The sequence below is a fragment of the Mucilaginibacter gracilis genome (assembly GCF_003633615.1).
Classification (GTDB): domain Bacteria; phylum Bacteroidota; class Bacteroidia; order Sphingobacteriales; family Sphingobacteriaceae; genus Mucilaginibacter; species Mucilaginibacter gracilis.
In genome coordinates this window covers 2,755,999-2,776,809 of the sequence record NZ_RBKU01000001.1, presented here as the reverse complement: position 1 = coordinate 2,776,809, position 20,811 = coordinate 2,755,999, and the positions used below count along the sequence as shown (strand labels likewise).

Sequence of the window (20,811 nt, the reverse complement as noted above, 5' to 3'; positions counted from 1 at the left end):
AACAACAGCACCGATGACTTAATAGGTTAAGTCATCGGTGCAATCCTTTTAAATTAATGATTACTATTTATTCAAATTGGTTTTTAATAACGTAACCCGATTCTTTCAATAACTTTTCTCTTCTGAACAAATCAACATCAGCAGCCATCATCTCTTTTACAAGTCCTTGTAAATCATATTTAGGCTGCCAGCCTAATTTTGTGTTTGACTTGGTAGGATCGCCAATCAATAAGTCAACTTCTGTTGGCCTAAAATATTTATCGTCAACGGCTACAACTTCTTTTCCAATTTCTATGGTAAAATCCGGATTGGTGCAGCTCACAACGTATCCTTTTTCGTCAACACCCTGGCCCTTAAATTCAATTTCAATTCCAACTTCTGCGAAAGCCAACCTTACAAATTCTCTAACCCGGGTTGTTACGCCAGTTGCTATCACGTAATCTTCGGCAACTTCCTGTTGCAATATCAGGTACATTGCCTCAACATAGTCTTTGGCATGCCCCCAATCTCTTTGGGCGTCAAGGTTACCTAAGTACAATTTATCTTGCAAACCCATCGCAATTTTAGCTGTAGCCCTGGTTATTTTTCTGGTTACAAAAGTCTCACCGCGTAAAGGGCTTTCGTGGTTAAATAAAATACCGTTGCAGGCATAAATTCCATAAGCCTCCCTGTAATTAACAGTAATCCAGTATGCGTACATTTTAGCAACTGCATACGGAGAACGCGGGTAAAAAGGCGTGGTTTCTGATTGAGGAACGGCTTGTACCAACCCGTACAACTCAGATGTTGAAGCCTGATATATTTTTGTCTTTTTTTCCAATCCTAAAATACGGATGGCTTCTAACAATCTTAAAGTTCCTATACCGTCGGCGTTAGCGGTATACTCGGGAGTATCAAAACTAACTTTAACGTGAGACATCGCACCCAAATTATAAATCTCGTCAGGCTGTACTTGCTGGATGATGCGTATAAGATTGGTTGAATCACTTAAATCGCCATAATGCAAAAACAGACTCTTGTTTGTGTCATGTGGATCCTGATATAAATGATCAATCCTATCAGTATTAAACAGTGAACTCCGGCGCTTAATACCATGGACTTCGTAACCTTTAGAAAGTAAAAGTTCTGTTAAATAGGCTCCGTCCTGGCCTGTTATACCTGTTATTAGGGCGATTTTTTTTGTATCCATTTTTAAATTTTTGACAATCAAACAATAATATATTTACAATATTAATAAAAATAGTATAACCTTTTACAAAAAACAAAAATAAAACTACTACTTATTTTGTTTAGCAATCAATTCTTTCGTTTTAAGTACGATAAAGTATTCGTATATCGACTGGAGAGTGGCGTAAATGAAACCAGCGTTCCCATCTAACAAACCCCTTCTCCATATAATCATATAAAACCATTTTATTACCGGCCTGCCCGGTATCTTATAAAAAAGCCCCTTTTGGTGGTAACGCTTTTCAGAAAAATCTTTGCTAAAAAGTGCTTTTTTTAACGAAAATTTTTCATTTCCCTTGTGTTCATCTATCCATCTCTGCGCCTCCATCGAGGAATAAACATTATGCTTACTTAGCCAATGCGTAAATCCCTTGGAAAAAGGATAATGATCAAAATATCCAGACAGTTGAACTACTTCTCCATCAACTTCCAAAACCTCATTTATTTCACGATGGTATCTCGCATGGCCAACTCTAATTAACCTGATGTAGTAAGGTGATATTTGAGAGTATTTTAACCATGAATCCCATAAAAAATCTTTGCGTTGTATGCGGTAACCGTTAACATTTGGAGATGCCGATTGTGTAGCATCAAACATTATATTTTTGAGTTCAACTGGAATTCTCTCATCGGCATCAAGAATAAGAAGCCACTCATATTTATATGTAATTGTGCTTAAAGCTGCGTTCCGTTGAGATGCATACCCGTCAAATTTTCTTTGGGCTATTTTCGCTCCGGCTTGACTTGCCACCTCAAGTGTGTTATCAGTACTAAACGAATCGAATATGTGAACATCGTCACTCCAGGAAACTGATTTTAAGCATCCCGGGAGATCACTTTCTTCGTTTTTGGTAAGAATTAATATCGAGATCATCTATATCCTTTTTTGTTGCAATATGTAAATCAAATTAAGAAATTATTTCTCTTTTTAATGAATTTACAAGGATTACCTGCATACACAGACCAAGCTTCCAAATCTTTTGATGTTACAGAGGCTGCACCCAATACACTCCCTTGTTTACAAGTAACTCCAGGTAATACGACTGCTTTAGAACAAATCCACACATACGCTTCGATAATTATCTGTCCTTTAAGATAGGTAAATTCAATAGTGTTATAATCATGAGTTGCTCCGCAGAGGTATGAGTCCTGAGATAATATAGAATGGTGCTCCATTTTAACGCCTCCAGGATTATAAACTTCAACTCCAGGACCAATTGTCACAACATCCGAGGTTTCAAGAAACCATGGTGCCCAAATCTTACAGGTGGGATAAATATGATTATCACGTCCGATCTTTGCACCAAAACTACGAACAACCATAGCACGCCAAGCATGCATAGGTTTAGGTGTCCAACGGCATAGCATCAGCCAACTTATATTCCAAAAAAATCGACGGAGTTTATCCCGAAACGGAAACGAAGGTTTTAAAAAGGCGTCAGAAAGGTCGGAATCACGAGATGGGAACATCAGAAATTAGTAATTATCATCAACAGTAATATATTTAACACGCATCCAAATATATTTATTTAATTTAAATATCCGTACAAAATGTCAGCGAAGTTACCTTAGGCAATTGAATACCTCGTAGCTTTACATTAAACCTATTCATTGGTTAATGTCTCAAATAGCTTTTTAGTGACAGAAATTATTCCAAAATTATCTTTATATGTATTATAAGCTCCCTTTTGCATTTCCTCTTTCTCACTTGCGCTCTTTTTTAACCACGACCTAAGTACCAACTGTGTACCTTCCAAAGAATCGTCTCCAATAATACCTCCGCCCCCATACTCAATTTCACGCCAGATATTCACTTGATTAGATATTAAAACTGGTTTACCACATGCTAAAGCTTCCGCCACTGCTATACCAAAGTTTTCCTGATGGCTTGGTAAAACGAAAGCTTCACAACCATAAAACGCCCCCCATTTAGCATCTCCCGATAGCATACCCGGAAAAATAACATGCTCGCCAATTTTGAAATCATTTACCAATTTCTTTATTTTCTTTCCATACGCGGTATCTAAACCCGGACCAGCTATTACCAACTTGGGAATCAAATCGCTCACTAATGACTTATCCTGTAAAATCGAATTATACGCTTCTATAAGCAAATCAACACCCTTTTTTTCATGAATCCGACTCAGAAAAAGGAAAAATTTTCCATTCTGTAAATCAGGACACCTATCTAAGAAAGCTGACGCCATTCCTTCGGTAAATAAAGGCGGACGCTGTACACCATAGCCCACATTTAACTCTTTTTTTGGATGGTATGGAGTAAAGGACTCCCTAGCAAGCTTTAGTTCTGCCTCACAGGTAAACAAAACACCATCTGCACTATTAAGCAGTCTACCTTCAATAAGCTTCCAATAAAACCAGTTTCGAATTGCTTTTAGTTTACGGTCGGGGGCACGTTGAAAATAAGGATCAAGCATACCATGCGACATAATGAAAAATTTAGGCAGTTCGCCCATATCTCCCCCGGCTTTCCTTACTTTACGACGTAAGATTTTCATTGCTTTATATAAAGCATAACCCGGATATAACCACAGGCCATTCAATATTACAACATCAAATCGACTAAGATTATCGATCAGCCAAGGCAATAAATCGGGAACATAGCGCCAAGGACTTATTGAAGGGCCAAATGTATGAATTGGAAAATTGTCCATCCCTAAGAAAGTTGCATCGGGCTTGTCCAGGCTTGCAATCTCCCTGAAAACTCCCAATTTTTCCAATTCAAGAGTCGTATTCCTGATACCCTGGCATGGCCCGCCACTCATAGGATCCATACTTCCAATTACATGTAATAACTTCATATATTTATTTTTACAATATGTATTTAGTACTTAAAATCACTATTTGATTTTAAGCGACTTTGAAGTTTGAATCCTCTATATCAAACACTGTCTACCAATTTAGTGAGACTATAATATCTATAATTTAATTAATTCTAACTTTTTTGCCAATATATGCGACGGCCGCTCACAGCTTAAATAAAATAAATATGCACATGTAATAGTCAATAAAACATAAACAAGATAAGTATAATTATTCAGAGGCGTTAATGCAATTAAAACTGTTATAATTAAGGGGTGGCAAAAGTACAACGAATAAGAAAACTTCCCCATATTTTCAAAAAAGACAATAGGCCTTTTGGTTTTATAATAACGTATTTCAGCCTCTACCCATAGCGCCACCTGAAAAGAAATTAAAACCATTGATAACGTATATGGAACAAAAAAATGAAATCTAAGAACCAGACAAATAACTGATAATAAATAAATTGATAAACGTAAAAACCATATTTTATGAACAGAGATAATTTCATTTAAACTATCAATATTCTCTGCCAGTCTAACCCCCAAAAGCCAAAAGGGCAGCCCGACTAGCCAAGTAAACGAAAATCCAAGTTGGGCAAAGTTTCCATTATAATTAAGGTCTCGTTGATGTATCATTGAATTAATGTCATTTCTAGCCCCAATTGCTATTACAATAAAAGCTATTACATATGCAGCTATTACTTTTGTAGTCCATGTTGTCTTTACCTTACATAGAATTGGGTAAATAGTGTAATAAATAAGCTCACAATATAAACTCCAAACAACATTGTTTTCAGGATTTCCAAACCAGCTACCAATAACCTTAATAATAATTAATGGGATTAGAACCCTTGTAAATCTTCTAAAATAATAGACCTTTAAATTCTTGATCTTAACTTTATTAGGATAATGAATAACAAAGCCGGAAATTACAAAAAAAGCAATAACAGCAACAATACCAACAAACGACGACCCTAAAATAAATCCCGAATATTTAAGAATTTTATTTTCCGAATGTTTTAAAGCATCAAAAACAGGATTTTTTAGATGTCCAAGCAAAACTACTAGAGCACAAACAAAACGCAAGCTGTCTATACCTGCAAACCACTCCCTGCTAGTGTTTCTCTGAATATTACCACTATTATTCTCCATTATTATTAATCAGCTTATAAATACAATCAATTCTATAAAGATGCCTATTGCTACATTTTAAGAATATTGCTTAATAATAAGCTCCTTTACTTAAGTAATTTTGAACATAGTCTTTAACTCCTTCTTCCAATGTATGAAATGGTCGGTTATAACCAATCGAGTAAAGTTTATTCATATTTGCTTCGGTAAAATATTGATATTTATCACGAATGTCTTCCGGCGTTGGTACAAAACTAATATCAGGCTGTTTTTCAAGTGAGTTAAAGGTATTGATAACCAGATCAAGGAAAGTGCGAGCCTTGCCTGATCCCAGGTTGTAAATTCCTGAGTCTTTCTGATGAATCATTAAAAAATATAAAACTTCTACTACATCTTTTACATATACGAAGTCGCGCATTTGCTCACCATCCTTTATACCTTCTTTGTGCGATTGAAAAAGTTTCATTTTTCCGCTCGCCTGTATTTGATTATAAGTGTGGAAAATAACAGATGCCATCCGCGACTTATGATATTCATTAGGGCCATAAACATTAAAAAACTTTAAGCCCGCCCAGAAAATTGGCTTTTTTTCTTGAACTATTGCCCACTTATCAAATTCATTCTTCGAATCTCCATAAGGATTAAGGGGTTGCAATAATGATAATTTACTTTCGTCATCATCATACCCAAATTCGCCAAGTCCGTAAGTAGCCGCTGAAGAAGCGTAAATTAATGGAATATTAAATTCTGCACAACGCGTCCAAACCGCTTTTGTATAGTCAAGATTAAGTTCATTTAATATTTCATAATTCATTTCCGTGGTGTCCGTACGGGCACCTATATGGAATATAACTTTAACCTTATCATAATTAATATCGAGCCAGTTTATAAACTCGTTTCTATCAATTTGTTTTTCAAAGTCCTTCCCTTCAAAATTCTTATTTTTTTGGCTGTTTGAAAAATTATCAACCAATATTAAGTTTTTGTGGCCCTCATCATTCAGTTTTTGAATCAGACAACTACCTATAAATCCTGCTGCTCCTGTAACTATAATCATATCTTAAATCTAATTTTTATTAAATAAAATGTGTTCTATTTGTCAACTACGATAACAAAAATTTCAACAACTTCATAACAATGCATGCTGGCCTTCATTTATTAAATTAACTATTTCATCGTGCACTTCATCAATAGTTATTGACAAAATACATTTCTTTTTTTGAATAATGCAAATCTCTAATCCACATCCGGCACAGTCCGTTTTGTGGTATATTATCCGATTTTTATTCCCTCTGGGATACCATTGGCGTGGTAAATTCCGGGCAGCAAAAATAGCTACACAAGGGATACCTACTGCAGCGGCCAAATGCATAGGGCCGCTATCGTGCCCAACAAAAAGGAAAGCTTGCTTTAATACCGCGGCCGAAACTCTCGGAGAACTTTTACCACATAGGTTAATTGAATTGTGTCCCCACGCGGTAATACATTCATTCGCCCTGTCTGCCTCATCGGGTGCCCCAATCATTACTAATCCCCAACCCGGCAATGCATCCTTCAAACGACTTATTAGCCCAACCCAATTATCATCTTCCCAATCTTTAGCCTGCATTTTTGTTCCAGCAGAAACGGCTATAAACGGTTTTTGCTTATCTATTGAACTGAGAGCGTTCTCTCCCGCTTTAATTTCAGCTTCTGTCAAATGCAAATCCCAATAACGATCTTCGTTAATTGATATTTTTCCCAATTCATTAATACGACGGCTCAACCTTATAGCTTCCCATTCATATTCATTAGTTAAAGGGTCGATGCTTAAATTAAAATCTCTATCGTCTTTAGGAAAGCCTATTAAATGTTTTATACCGGCAAGTTTAAAAAACAGACGATCTCTAATGGCGGCTTGTTTTGAACGAGAAGCAGTGATATTAACAATGGTATCGATTTTAAGCCTTCTGATCTTCCTTATAAGAGAAAATAAAACAAATAAGCTACGAGTCCCTACAGGATAATCAAATATATGATCATAGAAATAGCCCTGCCCTAATACAGCTTCCAAAGGAGCGGCTTTCGCTGCAACCGGCCTGTTAGTTAATAACGTAATATCCGCGTACGGGAATGTTTCCCTTATTTTATTAAAACACGGCAATGCTATTACGGTATCTCCCAGACTACCTAATCTGTATATAAGAATTTTACGATTACTTACGTTCATCAGTACTAATCTTTATTTTTCCCATTATAACCATAAGGAAATATTTGGCTGCTATCTCTCATGCCTATTTATCCAACTATTTAATTCACTTAAATTAATTGGTTTAGTACCCATGTGAGCTACCACACAACCGGCAGCACCATTTGCCAGCCAAGCGGCTTCGCCTAAGTCAAACTTAGCTGCTATCGCCGCAGTAAGCGTAGCTATAACTGTATCGCCAGCACCAGAAACATCAAAAACCTCGCGAGCTTCGGTTGGCAAAAGCTGTATCACCTTCCCTTTTTCACAGATAGCCATCCCTTCGGCACCAAGTGTTATAACCAGCAATTTTGGATTGTAAATATCATAAATGATACGGCAAATTTCCTCAAGTGGGTAAGGCTCGCCATGGTGAGGCAAAGAAAGCCCGGCTAATTCAAGTGCTTCTGTACGGTTAGGGGTTAGTAAACCTACTCCGTTAAACAATAATTTACGCGACGGCTTAGGATCAACCGCTACTAACAATTGAGATTGCTCAGACGCCCTTTTTAGAACTTTATTTAATAGCTTTTGGGTAATTACACCTTTGGCATAGTCGGAAATAATTACAGCATCAACATTGCTTAATACATCTTCCAGCAGATCTTCAAAATCAATAGCGTCGTCAATTTGATAATATTCACGTAAATCTTCACGATCAATTCGACAAAGTTGCTGGTTACGAACGATAACACGTGTTTTAATTATTGTAGGAGCGCCAGACTGTTTAGCTGTTGATAATACTTTAACTTTATTGTCTGATAATATATGCTTCAATTTTTGTCCAGCATCATCATCGGCAAAATAACCTAATACAGAAGTTTCCACACCAAGGTTAGCCAAATTAAGTGCAACATTAGCAGCTCCTCCGGCGCTATAAGTATCATTGGCCGCGTTCACCACAGGAACAGGTGCTTCTGGTGATATGCGGTTTACATCGCCCCATAAATAATGATCAAGCATCAGGTCGCCTATTACCAACACTCTGATGTGACTTAAACGTTCAAGTATCGTCATAATTAAATTTTTATATTGTTCCAATCCGTAATATCAATTTCCTCGAGCCATTGGTGGAGTATCACAGTATGAACCTCCTGAATACGAGCTGTGGTAAAACTTGGAATAATAATTTCATGATCACACAGCCCTTTAGCTGCCCCCCCATCTTTACCACCTAAAAATATAGTAATTATTCCTGCCGCTTTTGCGCGGTTAAAAGCTGATATTATATTGGGGCTATTACCACTTGTTGTAAAGCCAACCAAAACATCACCGGGCTTACCTAAAGCTTCAACTTGCCGCTCAAATATGTGGTCGTATCCATAATCATTGCCAATACAGGTAATTGCTGTTACGTCTGCATTAAAACAAATAGCTGGTAAACCGCGGCGTTCCATTTTATACCTACCAACCAATTCCTCGGCAAGATGAAGTGCATCAGCGGCGCTGCCCCCATTACCACAAGTAAGAAGCTTACATCCTTGTTGTAAAGATTGAAGGATTGCATCACCAGCTCTTTTAACCTGTTCTTCTAAAGCATTACTTGCCGAAAGTACATCAATTAATTCTAAAATAGATTGGCCGAATGTTGGAGATTTTTTCATGTTAATAATGTTTTTTGACAATTATGATTGATATTACCGGTGTGCCCTAACCAGAGTCTTATTTATCCTCTTAAATCTTATAGGGATATTAATGTTATTAGCGATACCCAAAATACGTACTACTCCGATTGCAATATAATAGATGATCAAATCTTGCCAAAAATTTCTCAACATAAAAGACAAAACCATAGTCAAACTATCGATTGTAATATAAACGAATAAAAAATACGCATATAATAGCGAAAGAGTTGAGATACCGCCGTACATTGTAGTATATCCAAAAATTGAAAACAATCCTTGAATCATTGTAAATACTAAAAAATATACTATTGCCAAAACCACTGGATATAGCCAATAGAACAATGTAAATGAATGTATTGGTATGGAAGCGGTAAGAAATGAATTGTTAGATTCCTGCCCCGTGCTTAAATCGACTATAAAATCAGCAATAGAAAAAGAATTGATAAACTTTTTATCTATTTTAATACTTAACGCTTTCAGTAAAGGATCCGGCAATAAAGCGTACAATTTATTGATAGTGACATTTCTCAATTGATCAATTTGGTAATCCCCAAAGGAACTTGTGCGATAAAGGCAGTTATCATCAAATTTAATTTGGATAAACCTTGCCAAAAACGGATTGTTAACATAGTTTTCTTGCCAAACATTAGCGGCGCTAATACCCTCATTAGCTTCGCCAAGTTCAGAACGAAAGTCTTCAAGTGACTTTTTATCTGTGAATCTACTTAAAGTTGCAGCTAACTGTTCATCGGCCGATCTTGTGGCTCGTTGCCCCCGTTCCATAATGATAGCGGTTGATAAATCAGCAAATTGCCCCAATAAACCGAGACCTAATATTCCGGCGATTACACCCCTACGTAAAAGTTTGTTATCAATAAACACCAGCCCCATCAGCATTTGCATCAACCAGCCTGCAGCAAGAATAGCAATGGGCAAAACAAATCCAGCTCGAGAATTGTTTATAAACGCTATAACTACCTGCAATAAAAAGTACAACAAAATTTTCAACCAGATTTCCTTCCATTTTACGATCGAGTTATAGGGTCTCAACAATATAAGAAACGGACTGACAGTTAAAAAGTTAAAGCCATCGATAAATTTAGCTAATATTGATGGTAAACCCACGAAGTGATTTATCATAATAGCCGAAACGCCAATAAATCCCAAAACCCAAAGCCCACTTGGGGGAATTAAAACACGCGACTTAGCATAAGTGCCTATTTTACTCATACCCATTTTAATAGGTAATGAAAAGCGGGACGAAGCCAACAACTGAGCCGCGAGTAATGCTAAACCAAATAATAAACGATGGAAAAAAACGTCAACCGGAATTAATAAAGTGTAAATTAGCGGATGACCTTCTAATGTGGTACCGATCATAGGCATTAAGCTATTACCTGTAATACAAATAAATACAGTTGTAGCGGTAAGGGCAGGTCCTAAACTATTGTTACGCGGAGCAAATACAACAAGGCATGTCAGATAAAAAATAGCAACAGCCATCAAATTGCAAAGTATGTTTTCATAACTTGCATCTATCATTAATTGCAATAAAAATACAATTAACGAGGTGGTAACCATCAGCTTCCTGAATAGTAAAAGGCTATCTTTATGTTGTTGTGAATACACTCTTACAATTATTTTATAATGTTTGCTTCAAAAAATCTAATAGTTCTTGCATACTGTCTTCTAATTTGTAATGATGATTGGTAAATCTTTCATATGCTACTCTTCCCATGGCAAGGCACCTATTTTTATCCGAAAGTAACCCCATCAGGATTTTTCGGCATTCTTCTATATTTGAGAACAATATAGCATCCTCATTCTCTACAAAAAGTAGTTGATGGTAAGGGGTACGCTCTGCAAGCAGTAAACGTGCACAACCAGGCACTTCGTAAGTTCGCATAGTCCATTCGTCTAAGTTTGAATGCGATACCAAGCCTATACATATTTGCGATTTACGAATTACCTCTGCATAATTTTCTCCCTCAACAGGAGGGTGAAAATTAGCGGGAAAGCGTTGTGGCAAATCACTTCGTCTATTCCAGTGGTGCCCAAATACATGGATTGGTATTTTATTTTCGAGAAGAAAGCCAATCAACTTTTCCCTTCCGTCCATACATGTACCAACAAAACTAACAGGATATTCTATTTCAACCGGTTCAATCGACGGATGAAAAATAGGGCTATAAATACCATGTCTCCAGAGTCGGCAAGCTTTGGCACCCAGTGCACTTAAATGTACAATGTCACTTTCTCGTTTAACTAAATGAAGATCAAATAAGGGTACTATTTTTAAGTATTCGCGCCATAGCCACAAATCATTAGTTCGTTTCCCCCATGGATTGTCATCCTGAAAAGAAATCAAAAACGGCCTTGGTTCAATTTTTTTTAACTCATTGATTAAATTAATACTAAGTTGCCTTGGCCATTCAAGCCAAATAATTTCAGGCTTAACTTGTTTGCTTATATCTAATATTGCTTGTTCTAATAATCGGGCATTTCGCATCAATCTAGGCCGCTTAAATATTCTGGCGATATAATATGCCCATTTACCAAATACTGATGGATAATCTTCTGTGGTGATTACAGAAACATCTATCCCGCACTGCTTTAAAGCCCATAAGCGTTGCCTACCAGAGGTACTTGGATTTTTTAGGTCGGCAACAAATACAACTTTCATTCGAATAATATTTTAATTAAATTTAGTTACCACCATAAGCATTTTTCGCCAAGTTCTTGAGCCCAGCCTGCTTCAGTGGGGACGTTAGCAATCAATGCTGAGGGTGGGAATTTAGCCTTCAATGATGCTATATGCTCGGCAAGCTTCTCGCTAAATGATTCTGTAGAATTATCTGATATACTTACCCAAGGATTCTCATTCAACATCTCAGAAATACGAGATTCTACATTTAGTACAACTGGTACATGCCTGTATAATGCTTCTAATACAGGCAAACCGTAACCTTGACGGCCAGGCACTAAAAAAATATCAGCATTACGATATTCGTTCTCAACTTCCTCCGCGTTTAAAAAGCCGGGAAAGGTTAATATATCATCTAAACCCAAGGCAGCACTTTGATCTTTTAAAGCCTGAAGTTGAGGCCCCATCCCAGCTATAACAACCTCTATTTTACTATACCACTGTTTAAACTGTTTGTGTGCTTTTAAGTATGTCGCTCCGTCTAATATCCAGTTGAGATTTTTTGATGCGGCGATGCGACAAATCGAAAACAGTCGCAATGTATCTCCATGACATCGCGGAGCACTATTAATATTGCCAGATGGAGGCACCCCTCCTTGATATACAACTTCAAAATCACGACCATAGAGAGATTTAAGCTCCACCGCGTTCCACCGGGTCATGGTAATGCACACTTTTGCTTTTAATACACCTTGTTCTGTGAACCAGTCTGCAACTATTCTTCTCGGAAATGTTAGCAGTCTGTTTATTGCGGATTTAGCGGTCGCACCTGTTAAAAGGCTTGGCGGATCTGTATAATGCAATGCATAAGGGCTAACACCAGGAATGGCTGCATAAAAACCAGCCTTACCCCCAAAATATAACGGCAAACCTTTTATCTCATTTTGGTTCTTATTTAACCACCTTCGCAAACGAAATGCTTTAGTTATAGGATTCCAATGATCGGGTATTTGAACGATTTCAAGATCCTCGCAATATCGTTTCATCCCCACTTTATCATAAAAGCACACCAACACTGGTTGAACGCCTTGCTTATTTATTTCTTCAGCTAAACCTATAATGTTCCTCTCCATGCCACCATATTCGAGTATGTGAGGGTAATAAATTATTATTTTTTTCATTAATTTATTCACTTAAAGCTTTAAACTTCAATCTAAAACTCGTTCAAAAACTATTATCGACGTGTTGTGATATCCCTTAATATTACAATTAAATAGTACGGATTCAATTGATGTATCTATACCGTAATTATTTCTTATTTCCAATGATAATGTGCTTGCGGTATACTGCATAACCAAAACCGGCAGGCTGAAACCATTGGCCAAGTCGGCCCTTTGCTATTTTAGAATGTGTAAATCTGTTTATGTAGAGATCGTAGTTGAGATATATTGGGGGCGAATCTCTCCCTTCATGACTTTGTTGAATCACAGCATAGGGAAGTTCTGTTTTTAATAAGTTCCCCATGTCATATTCCTCATAGGCCATAACTTGATTATTATTAGTATTTTCGGTAAGAATAAAAAGAGATTTTGAAAAAGCAATTCCCGAACGAGAAGGTATGTCCCGTGATAGGCTCAAACGTGCCTCATTTAACGAAAGCCCGCTATATCCAGTTAAACGCGCACAGCTAATTAATATAATATCTAATGAAGATATTGCGAATATTAGCAACACAATTGTTAGAGCAAAATTATTTTTCCTGTTGGATATATGATTTTGCTTTAAAAAAACAATTATAATCATTATTAGAACCGGTACCATAGAGCCCACTACATACCATCCAGAAACACTGGAGAAATATAAAATACAAATCAGTATACCTATTACGCCACAAACCGCCAAAACTTTCAGAATCATCTTTGAAAAACAAAGCCTAATAAAAACTGAGCCAGTTACAAATGCTGTGATTAATATACCCATAATAAAAAAATGTCCGGTATATATAAACCATGAACGCCAATTTTCTGTAAAATTAATTGAATGTAAAGTGTTTCTATGTTGAATAATTCCGCTAATTAATTCGTTTAATTTATAAGGATAAAAAATAAATGCTATTGTAACCGCCAACGCAAATCCGATAAGAGCGATTAAACAATTATATATTAACCGAAGAGATATTTCAAATTGCACAATCCAGAAAGTGAGAACTATAAGCCCAACCAAAACCGCGGGGACGGGACTAGTTACAAGGGCAAATCCAAGCAAAATTCCTAATATAATTGACTGTATATTTTGATTTTTTATACTCACAGCATATAGGCCACATGAAAACAGCAACGTGGACAATGTTTCGGGCCGGCCTTGTAAACCGATTAAAAAACCACCCGCTGTTAATAGTATTAAAAAAAGAACGAGGGCACCTAACTTAGTAGGCAAAGCAGCGATGTGTTTCCTAACAGATAATGCAAGTAACAAGATAGAAAATACATTTAAGATACTGCAAACAGATGCAAGCTTGGTATATGTAGATACAGGTAGTATTCTGCCAAATATCACTTGAAATAAAAAGCCATGCCATATATAACGGCCATCATGAAATGGAGAATAACTGATAGTATGCAAGTAATATACATTTCTTAAACCATGACCATTTGCATAACTTACTATCTGAGGAAGAAAAAACATGGCGTCCCCATCAAGCATGCTAGAAAACTGATTAGACAACACCCACACTACCCAGGCAACAAAACCTGATACGATTATAAAATAACTGAACTGTTTATTAATCTCTTTATCCATTGATTATATTTAAGTTATTACGTCCGCATATTAAAAATAGTGCACCTGGTTTTTAGCTTATTAAACTCGCGCGCTAAATATTACGCCTAAGCAAAGCACAAATATAATCCAAGTTTCCTTCGAAAAAAGTATCTCAATAACGGGATCGTGAGAAACTTTCTTCAATTCTGTACTATACCACATACGAAGTGTTGTTGCTAACACTAACGGGCAAAGTAACAACAAAATCATAGGCCTATGATATATACTCGAAATATCTGATGACGATGTATAAATCACCAAAACAACGCAAGCCGAAAACACCGATGCTATACCTGTAGCCAAAAGAAGAGGGGTATGCTCTGCATTATATTCCCTACGTGAAAACGACTTACTAATTGACTTTAAAGCCCCTTTGTATTCTACATAGCGCTTCCATGCCGCTATATTTAAAAAATTCAAATATAGAAAGGCTAAAAACCAAATAGAGTTAGGCATATTTAAAACATGCGAACCAAGTAATACCCTCAATATATACAAAAAGGTTAACAATACGATATCGTATACGGCTAATTTTTTAAAAAACTGCGTGTAAAGTAAATTTAATCCTAAGTAACCCAATACAATTAATCGACTGCCCACATCAAGTGCATTTCCAAGTAAAAGGATCGCGATCATCAATAATCCCAACATGAAAATTATATTAAACATAGAGAGATTTCCACTTGCAATTGGCCTATTTTTTTTTGACGCATGAGCCCTATCGTCCCATATATCCGCCAAATCATTTAATATATATATAAATGATGCAGACACACACATCAAAAGCATCGCAATAAAAACAGAGATAATTCGCTTTGTTTCATACAATCCAAAGCCTGTTAATGCTGGTAATAAAACCAAAAAGTTTTTGGTCCATTGAAAAACACGCAATTGCTTCAGGAAATCTTTGATCTTAATGGGTTTAATTAAAAATGGAATAACGGATTTACCTAATAACTTAGCAATCCTATCATTTTTTTTCTTTGAACCAACAAATGCTGGATACATTGCGCTTTCCAAAATTGGGATATCAGCAGTTGAATCTCCTATATAAATATAGTTTAAACCGCCCAAAATGCCTTCAATAGCATTTTTTTTATTTCTCCCCTTTAAATTAATTTCGCTCGTTGTCGCAATTACTTCCGTGAACAAGCCAAGGTGATTTGCCACATCCCATGCCATAGCCTCCGGAGCAGCAGTTGCTAAAATAATTTTCCTGCCTTTTTCATTTTCTCTTTTTAGCAGGCTTAAAACGTTTTCTCTATAAGGAAGCAACTCAGCCTTAAAATTTGAATTTATTGATACAAATATTTTGCTGGCAGCAATACTCTTAAAAAGAATAAAGAATATGGCCTTAATGGCTTTTACAGGTTTTGAAAAGATAAGGCCAATTAATGCTTCCGCGTAACAATCTGAAGCTATAAGTGTACCGTCTAAATCAACAACAATAGGTACATCTATTGAAATATTATCAATTAATTCTGAGAAGTTTTCTTCTAATTCTAAGCTCATTTATATATTAGTTGAGGTGAAATGGCATCGTACAATCTAACGTTTTACCACTTATTATTTTATATTTAAAGCCTGCAAAATTGCACGAACTGAAAATCTGAACTCTCTTTTCCCAAACCCTCTTCTACTTTTAAGCATAGAGGTAATCATTTGCCCCCAGGATGCAAGATACCTTTTTTTATCTTTCAATTCGGTAACTCGTTGAAAATCCTTGATTTTACCTTCCGATCTATACCACAAGGCTAGCTTTAGAATACCCTCTTTTGAGTCTGCCCAAAAGGGAGGATTATTTGCTAACTCAAATAGTCTGTCTGCCGTTACATGGCTGGTTTTTGCAAAAAACGCTGTATGTGCACTGTCTGCCGACCTGTCGGTCATCGATTTGATATGAATGCGATAGTAACCCAATGGTTCATTTATAATCACACCTTTCCCATAATCTAATAATGGCCTGGCAAATATTTCGGATGTGGCCGGTAACAAGGTTAAAGCAGCCTCGCGATGCACACACACCGAACTCGTATTACCACATGCACCAATGTTGCCTAATAAATTACCTTCGCCGTCTACTTCCTGTAATGGATGTATAACCACCAGGCAAGTATCATTAATAACCTTTAAAATTTTTTCTAACTTATTTGGCGCCCACCAATCATCAGCATCCATATATGCCACATACTCGCCATTGGCTTCCTCAATACCTCTCGACAAGCTACGTGAAAACCCTTGGTTAACTGTGCGTGAAACCCTGATTTGATTGCCATAACGAGCACATATTTCGGGCGTATTATCTGTTGACCCATCGTCAATCACCAAAACTTCAAATAAACTCTTATCTATCGTTTGGTTAAGGCAACTATCTATAGCTTGCGATAAAAAGCTGCCATAATTATAACATAATATAGAACAGGTAATTTTAGGTTTCATTTAGTACGGGTATTTATCTATCAAATAAAACATCAATTACAGCGCTTTGAGATACCATTTTAAAATACGTAAATTGGCTTTCAAATTATCTGACAGGAACAATAAACTTTGAAGCTGTTTTTTTGCCTCGGTTTTTCTATTAAACTCTATCAACTGGATTACCTTATTAGTACCTGTGGTAACTGCATTAAGGTTTGCTATTTTGAGATTTTTGTGCCGTAAACTTTCGTCATCTATATAGGAGTTAATAATTTTAATTGTTTTTTTAAAATCATCAACATACCCTCCGCTTAACATAAAATTTTCTGTCAACGAATCGGAATGTACCCTATAATTTGCCAAAATCTTATTCAGGTATCCAACCTGGCAGTTTTTTCCAACACGGGCCCACATTTCCCAATCCTCATTTCGCGATTTAAGCAATTCATGATTAAACATACCGCCCTTTTCATAAATAGCTCTTTTTACAACCATGGTTGGTGTTTGTAAAATCTGACTCTGCGATATCCTATCTAAAAAATCATAAAATATACCCGATTCCTTCATCAACTCTCCGGTACCTGTAATAAACTTATCGTTCTCGTCAACAAAATCGTTACGGCAAAACGCAGCACCAATTTCTGGTAAACGGTCAAAAAAAAGTGAGAATTCTTTATAAAAGCCCGCTTTTACACAATCATCGCCATGCAAAATATGAATCAGTTTCCCTTTAGACCTTAATAAGCCAGTTTCGTAATTTTTGATATGCCCTAAGTTTTTTTCTTGTCTATAATAAGTTACTCCCAAGTTTTCGTATTTCTTAACAATCTCAATAGTATCATCTGTAGAACAATCGTCTATTACCTCTATTTGTACGCCACCTTCAATTGGTAACTGAGAGGTTACTGACTCAATAGTACGGCCAATAAACTTTCCTTTATTATAAGCCGGAATGATCACACTCCATAACGGCCTGTCCGAATTATCGGGCAGACTTGGTAAAAGATCAAAACTCATATAACGAATAAATTAAAAGCATATATTTTATTAACAACCACTATTCAAATTTTAGTAATAACGCAATTTTCACTACGCTTTAACAAGATAATTAGCTAATGTTTCGCCTGGCGTTAAATCGGTAATTGTCATAGCGTGTTCAAACGCTGCCTTACCCATTTCCTGAAGACGGGCTCTATTTTCCCAAAGATCTTCAAGCGCGGCCGACAAGGCATTTACCGAACTTACCGGTGCTAAAAAGCCTGTTGAATTATTTATTATATATCGCGCAATACCACCAACATCTGTCGACAATGCAGTTCTTCCGCAAAGCATAGCCTCAACCAAAGCAAGCGGCGTACCTTCGCTTAACGAAGGCAGAACGAGAACTTCGTTATCTTCCCAAATTTTATTTATATTGCTTACCTGGCCTTTAATAAAAACCTTATCTCGTAAACTATAATAATCAATAAGCGATTGTAAATATTCCTCATCGGGGCCCGAACCATAAAGTTCTAAGGCAAACTTACGATTTTGCCAATTCTCGCTTCCTAACGCTTGAAATAAGATATCCTGGCCTTTACAATAACAATCATAACGGGCAACGCAGGCCATTTTCAAAATACCATTATTACCAGGATAGTTTAAAACCCCAATGCTATTTAAATTAACAGGATTATCAATCACGATCCCGTTTTTTATTGAACTTGCTATTTGCCGTTCGGCTGTTTTTAAGTTACGGGCTGCCACGAATAAAAAGCCCGACGCTTTATTGATATATTTTTTTGCTTTGCTGATTCTCGCAGGTGGCATAATACCAGTAAATTCTGGATTGTACTGACTCAACAAAAGGAAAGGCCTGTTAATAGCATCAAATAACGCTCCGTATACACCATCTTCAACAAAGTGGAACGTATAACCTTGCGACAGGCAAATTACATCGGGTTTAAAGTTTAGCACCTCGCCAAATGCTAATTGCACAAATTTACCTTTTATGGTTTTCTCAATTTTAAAAACCGCCTTTTGAAGCAAACTTTTTTTATTGTTAATTGTACTTTTTCGTATCGAAATTAATGCTCCGGCTTCCTTAAGCATTTTAACTTTATTTGATGACGCTGCACTTTCAAACACAACAGCCATTACCGAATGCCCATTATTTAGCAAATATTGAGCTGCTTTAAACCAAAGCTCCTCGCTGCCCGCCCAGGGTGGCCCTTGCATCGTTGTTATAAAAGCTATTTTCATTAGGTTTTATCGATTACTGACGATTGATTAGTTAATTATTCATTCTTTTAACAAAAAGGAATTCTTTTATTTCCTTGCTCCCTTTATATCGTGTTAAATATATTTACAAGCTATTATAGATCATTTAGGCTTTTTTCAAAATCTTTAACTTAGTCAGATTAGAAATTCTTTTAAATAACACTTTAAAATTCTTATCAAATACAGCGTAAAGTGCTAAAGTTATCGCCAACGAAGCTATACAGGTGATGATTGCATCCAAAAACAGATAAAAATAATTATCATGAATGTGAACCGGTAGAAATTTATATAAATAAATTATTATAAATGTATTAACTGCCGACAAAAACAAATAAGGAATAAAAATAGTGTAATAACGCCACAAAGATTTCCCTATTGAATTCATAAATAATTTTGGAATATACCACGAATTACATAACCAATGGCCCAAAAAAGTTCCTGCTAACGCACCGGCGGTGCCTAATTTGGGAATAAGATATAATGATAAGCAAACGTTTACAATTAGCTCACTTACTGATCCCCATATTCTTTGCCAAAAAAAATTTTTTGCGTTAATAAATATAGTAGTACAATGAATTGTTACAAGATATACTAAGTTGAGAACAAATAAAATAGTATTTAAATGCGGTAAAACACTATTCTTTCCGATCCACAATTGAATGAACCTATCAGTGAAGATGAGCATTGCTGGCACAACTACCGACAATACAATAAAAGCAAAATTAATCATATCGCGCCAAAGCGCATAGATTTGATCGAGCTGGAATTTAGCATATAATTCGCCTATTCCATGTGTTATATCGTTTAGAGAAGTCCAAACAAAATCTCTAATTAAAACAAACAGATTGGTATACATCGCATATGCGGCTACATACGCTACACCTATTAACGAAGAAATTAATATATAATCAGTTTGAAATACTGCGAGCACCAATAGCTTGTCCATAAAAACCGGAAATAAATTCGATTTATAAGGCTCATAAAATGTCGTGTCAGATTTTAAATTTAGCCACGGAAATTCCTTTTTTACTATATAAATAGATATCATCAATGTAACAAGTCCCACAAGCAAGCCATTTACAGCAATACCTATTAAACCGAAACCCAGATAAAGTACCCCCAAATTAAATAATGGCAATAAAGGGCCAGTAAATAAATTAACCAAGCCTAACTTATATCCTTTTTGCGAAGCAGAGATTAAACTGAAGCGAGAACTAAAAAAGTAAGTTATTACTGTTTTCAACAAAAAAATAAAGAATACTATTTTAGCTATTAAAACATCACTGGGACTTATCTTAAATAAATGATCAAAGAAAAAGCAAACAATCCCACCTATAACAAATATAAATAGTCCAATATAGTTAAATAATTTTTGCCCTGTGGATAGAATCCGGTTAATTAACTCATAATTTTGATCGGCAAGCGGCTTATATATGGCGACAACCATAACTGTACCCACGCCAAGTTCGGCCATTGAAAGATAACCTAAAGCCTGAAATACCAACGCATTGATACCATACAACTCTTTACCTAGTAATTTATAGATAAAGGGAGTTACTGTCAAGCCCAAAATAATAGACAGGATCTTATTTGTATTCGAAATGGAGAAGTTTCTTAAAGCGTTTTTAGATCGCATTC

Annotated in this window: 18 protein-coding genes; all 18 read right to left on the bottom strand. The window is 36.1% G+C overall.

From position 1 onward, the window contains the following. Window positions 1-67 precede the first annotated feature (67 nt). Complete coding sequence (gene gmd, locus BDD43_RS11940; protein WP_121197886.1) at window positions 68-1,189, bottom strand: GDP-mannose 4,6-dehydratase; 1,122 nt, start codon at window positions 1,187-1,189, stop codon at window positions 68-70. A gap of 87 nt (window positions 1,190-1,276) precedes the next feature. Then, entirely contained in the window at window positions 1,277-2,101 is an 825-nt protein-coding gene (locus BDD43_RS11935) for a glycosyltransferase family 2 protein (RefSeq protein WP_121197885.1), read from the bottom strand. A gap of 29 nt (window positions 2,102-2,130) precedes the next feature. Beyond that, complete coding sequence (locus BDD43_RS11930; RefSeq protein WP_121197884.1) at window positions 2,131-2,697, bottom strand: LbetaH domain-containing protein; 567 nt, start codon at window positions 2,695-2,697, stop codon at window positions 2,131-2,133. A gap of 134 nt (window positions 2,698-2,831) precedes the next feature. Then, entirely contained in the window at window positions 2,832-4,046 is a 1,215-nt protein-coding gene (locus BDD43_RS11925) for a glycosyltransferase (RefSeq protein ID WP_121197883.1), read from the bottom strand. A 117-nt stretch (window positions 4,047-4,163) separates the two neighbouring features. Then, complete coding sequence (locus BDD43_RS11920) at window positions 4,164-5,201, bottom strand: acyltransferase family protein (RefSeq protein ID WP_121197882.1); 1,038 nt, start codon at window positions 5,199-5,201, stop codon at window positions 4,164-4,166. A gap of 70 nt (window positions 5,202-5,271) precedes the next feature. Then, window positions 5,272-6,237 carry an ADP-glyceromanno-heptose 6-epimerase gene (rfaD, locus tag BDD43_RS11915; RefSeq protein ID WP_121197881.1) on the bottom strand — a complete coding sequence of 322 codons (966 nt, stop codon included), beginning with the start codon at window positions 6,235-6,237 and terminating at the stop codon, window positions 5,272-5,274. 72 nt (window positions 6,238-6,309) lie between these two features. Next, a complete protein-coding gene (locus tag BDD43_RS11910; RefSeq protein ID WP_121197880.1) occupies window positions 6,310-7,389 on the bottom strand; it encodes a glycosyltransferase family 9 protein in 1,080 nt (359 codons plus the stop codon). A gap of 51 nt (window positions 7,390-7,440) precedes the next feature. Continuing rightward, a complete protein-coding gene (locus BDD43_RS11905; RefSeq protein WP_121197879.1) occupies window positions 7,441-8,424 on the bottom strand; it encodes a bifunctional heptose 7-phosphate kinase/heptose 1-phosphate adenyltransferase in 984 nt (327 codons plus the stop codon). Window positions 8,425-8,426: 2 nt separating this feature from the next. Continuing rightward, window positions 8,427-9,011: a D-sedoheptulose-7-phosphate isomerase gene (locus tag BDD43_RS11900; RefSeq protein ID WP_121197878.1), complete on the bottom strand. Its 585-nt coding sequence runs from the start codon at window positions 9,009-9,011 to the stop codon at window positions 8,427-8,429. A 33-nt stretch (window positions 9,012-9,044) separates the two neighbouring features. Further along, a complete protein-coding gene (locus BDD43_RS11895) occupies window positions 9,045-10,613 on the bottom strand; it encodes a hypothetical protein (RefSeq protein ID WP_121197877.1) in 1,569 nt (522 codons plus the stop codon). Between the two features lie 61 nt (window positions 10,614-10,674). Beyond that, the gene (locus BDD43_RS11890; RefSeq protein WP_121197876.1) at window positions 10,675-11,715 is read right to left on the bottom strand and encodes a glycosyltransferase family protein; all 1,041 of its coding nucleotides are present in this window, start codon (window positions 11,713-11,715) and stop codon (window positions 10,675-10,677) included. Between the two features lie 26 nt (window positions 11,716-11,741). Then, window positions 11,742-12,857: a glycosyltransferase family 4 protein gene (locus tag BDD43_RS11885; RefSeq protein WP_121197875.1), complete on the bottom strand. Its 1,116-nt coding sequence runs from the start codon at window positions 12,855-12,857 to the stop codon at window positions 11,742-11,744. Window positions 12,858-12,984: 127 nt separating this feature from the next. Then, window positions 12,985-14,475, bottom strand: a complete 1,491-nt coding sequence (locus tag BDD43_RS11880; RefSeq protein ID WP_121197874.1) for a hypothetical protein — start codon at window positions 14,473-14,475, stop codon at window positions 12,985-12,987. A 60-nt stretch (window positions 14,476-14,535) separates the two neighbouring features. Next, window positions 14,536-16,008, bottom strand: coding sequence for a UbiA family prenyltransferase (locus BDD43_RS11875; protein ID WP_121197873.1), 1,473 nt, complete (start codon window positions 16,006-16,008; stop codon window positions 14,536-14,538). A gap of 54 nt (window positions 16,009-16,062) precedes the next feature. Beyond that, window positions 16,063-16,935 carry a glycosyltransferase family 2 protein gene (locus BDD43_RS11870; protein WP_121197872.1) on the bottom strand — a complete coding sequence of 291 codons (873 nt, stop codon included), beginning with the start codon at window positions 16,933-16,935 and terminating at the stop codon, window positions 16,063-16,065. Between the two features lie 36 nt (window positions 16,936-16,971). After that, window positions 16,972-17,931 (bottom strand): glycosyltransferase, encoded by a 960-nt coding sequence (locus BDD43_RS11865; protein WP_121197871.1) that lies wholly within the window; start codon window positions 17,929-17,931, stop codon window positions 16,972-16,974. A gap of 72 nt (window positions 17,932-18,003) precedes the next feature. Then, window positions 18,004-19,155, bottom strand: a complete 1,152-nt coding sequence (locus BDD43_RS11860; protein ID WP_121197870.1) for a glycosyltransferase — start codon at window positions 19,153-19,155, stop codon at window positions 18,004-18,006. Between the two features lie 124 nt (window positions 19,156-19,279). Next, a complete protein-coding gene (locus BDD43_RS11855; RefSeq protein ID WP_147425623.1) occupies window positions 19,280-20,809 on the bottom strand; it encodes a lipopolysaccharide biosynthesis protein in 1,530 nt (509 codons plus the stop codon). Window positions 20,810-20,811 lie beyond the last annotated feature (2 nt).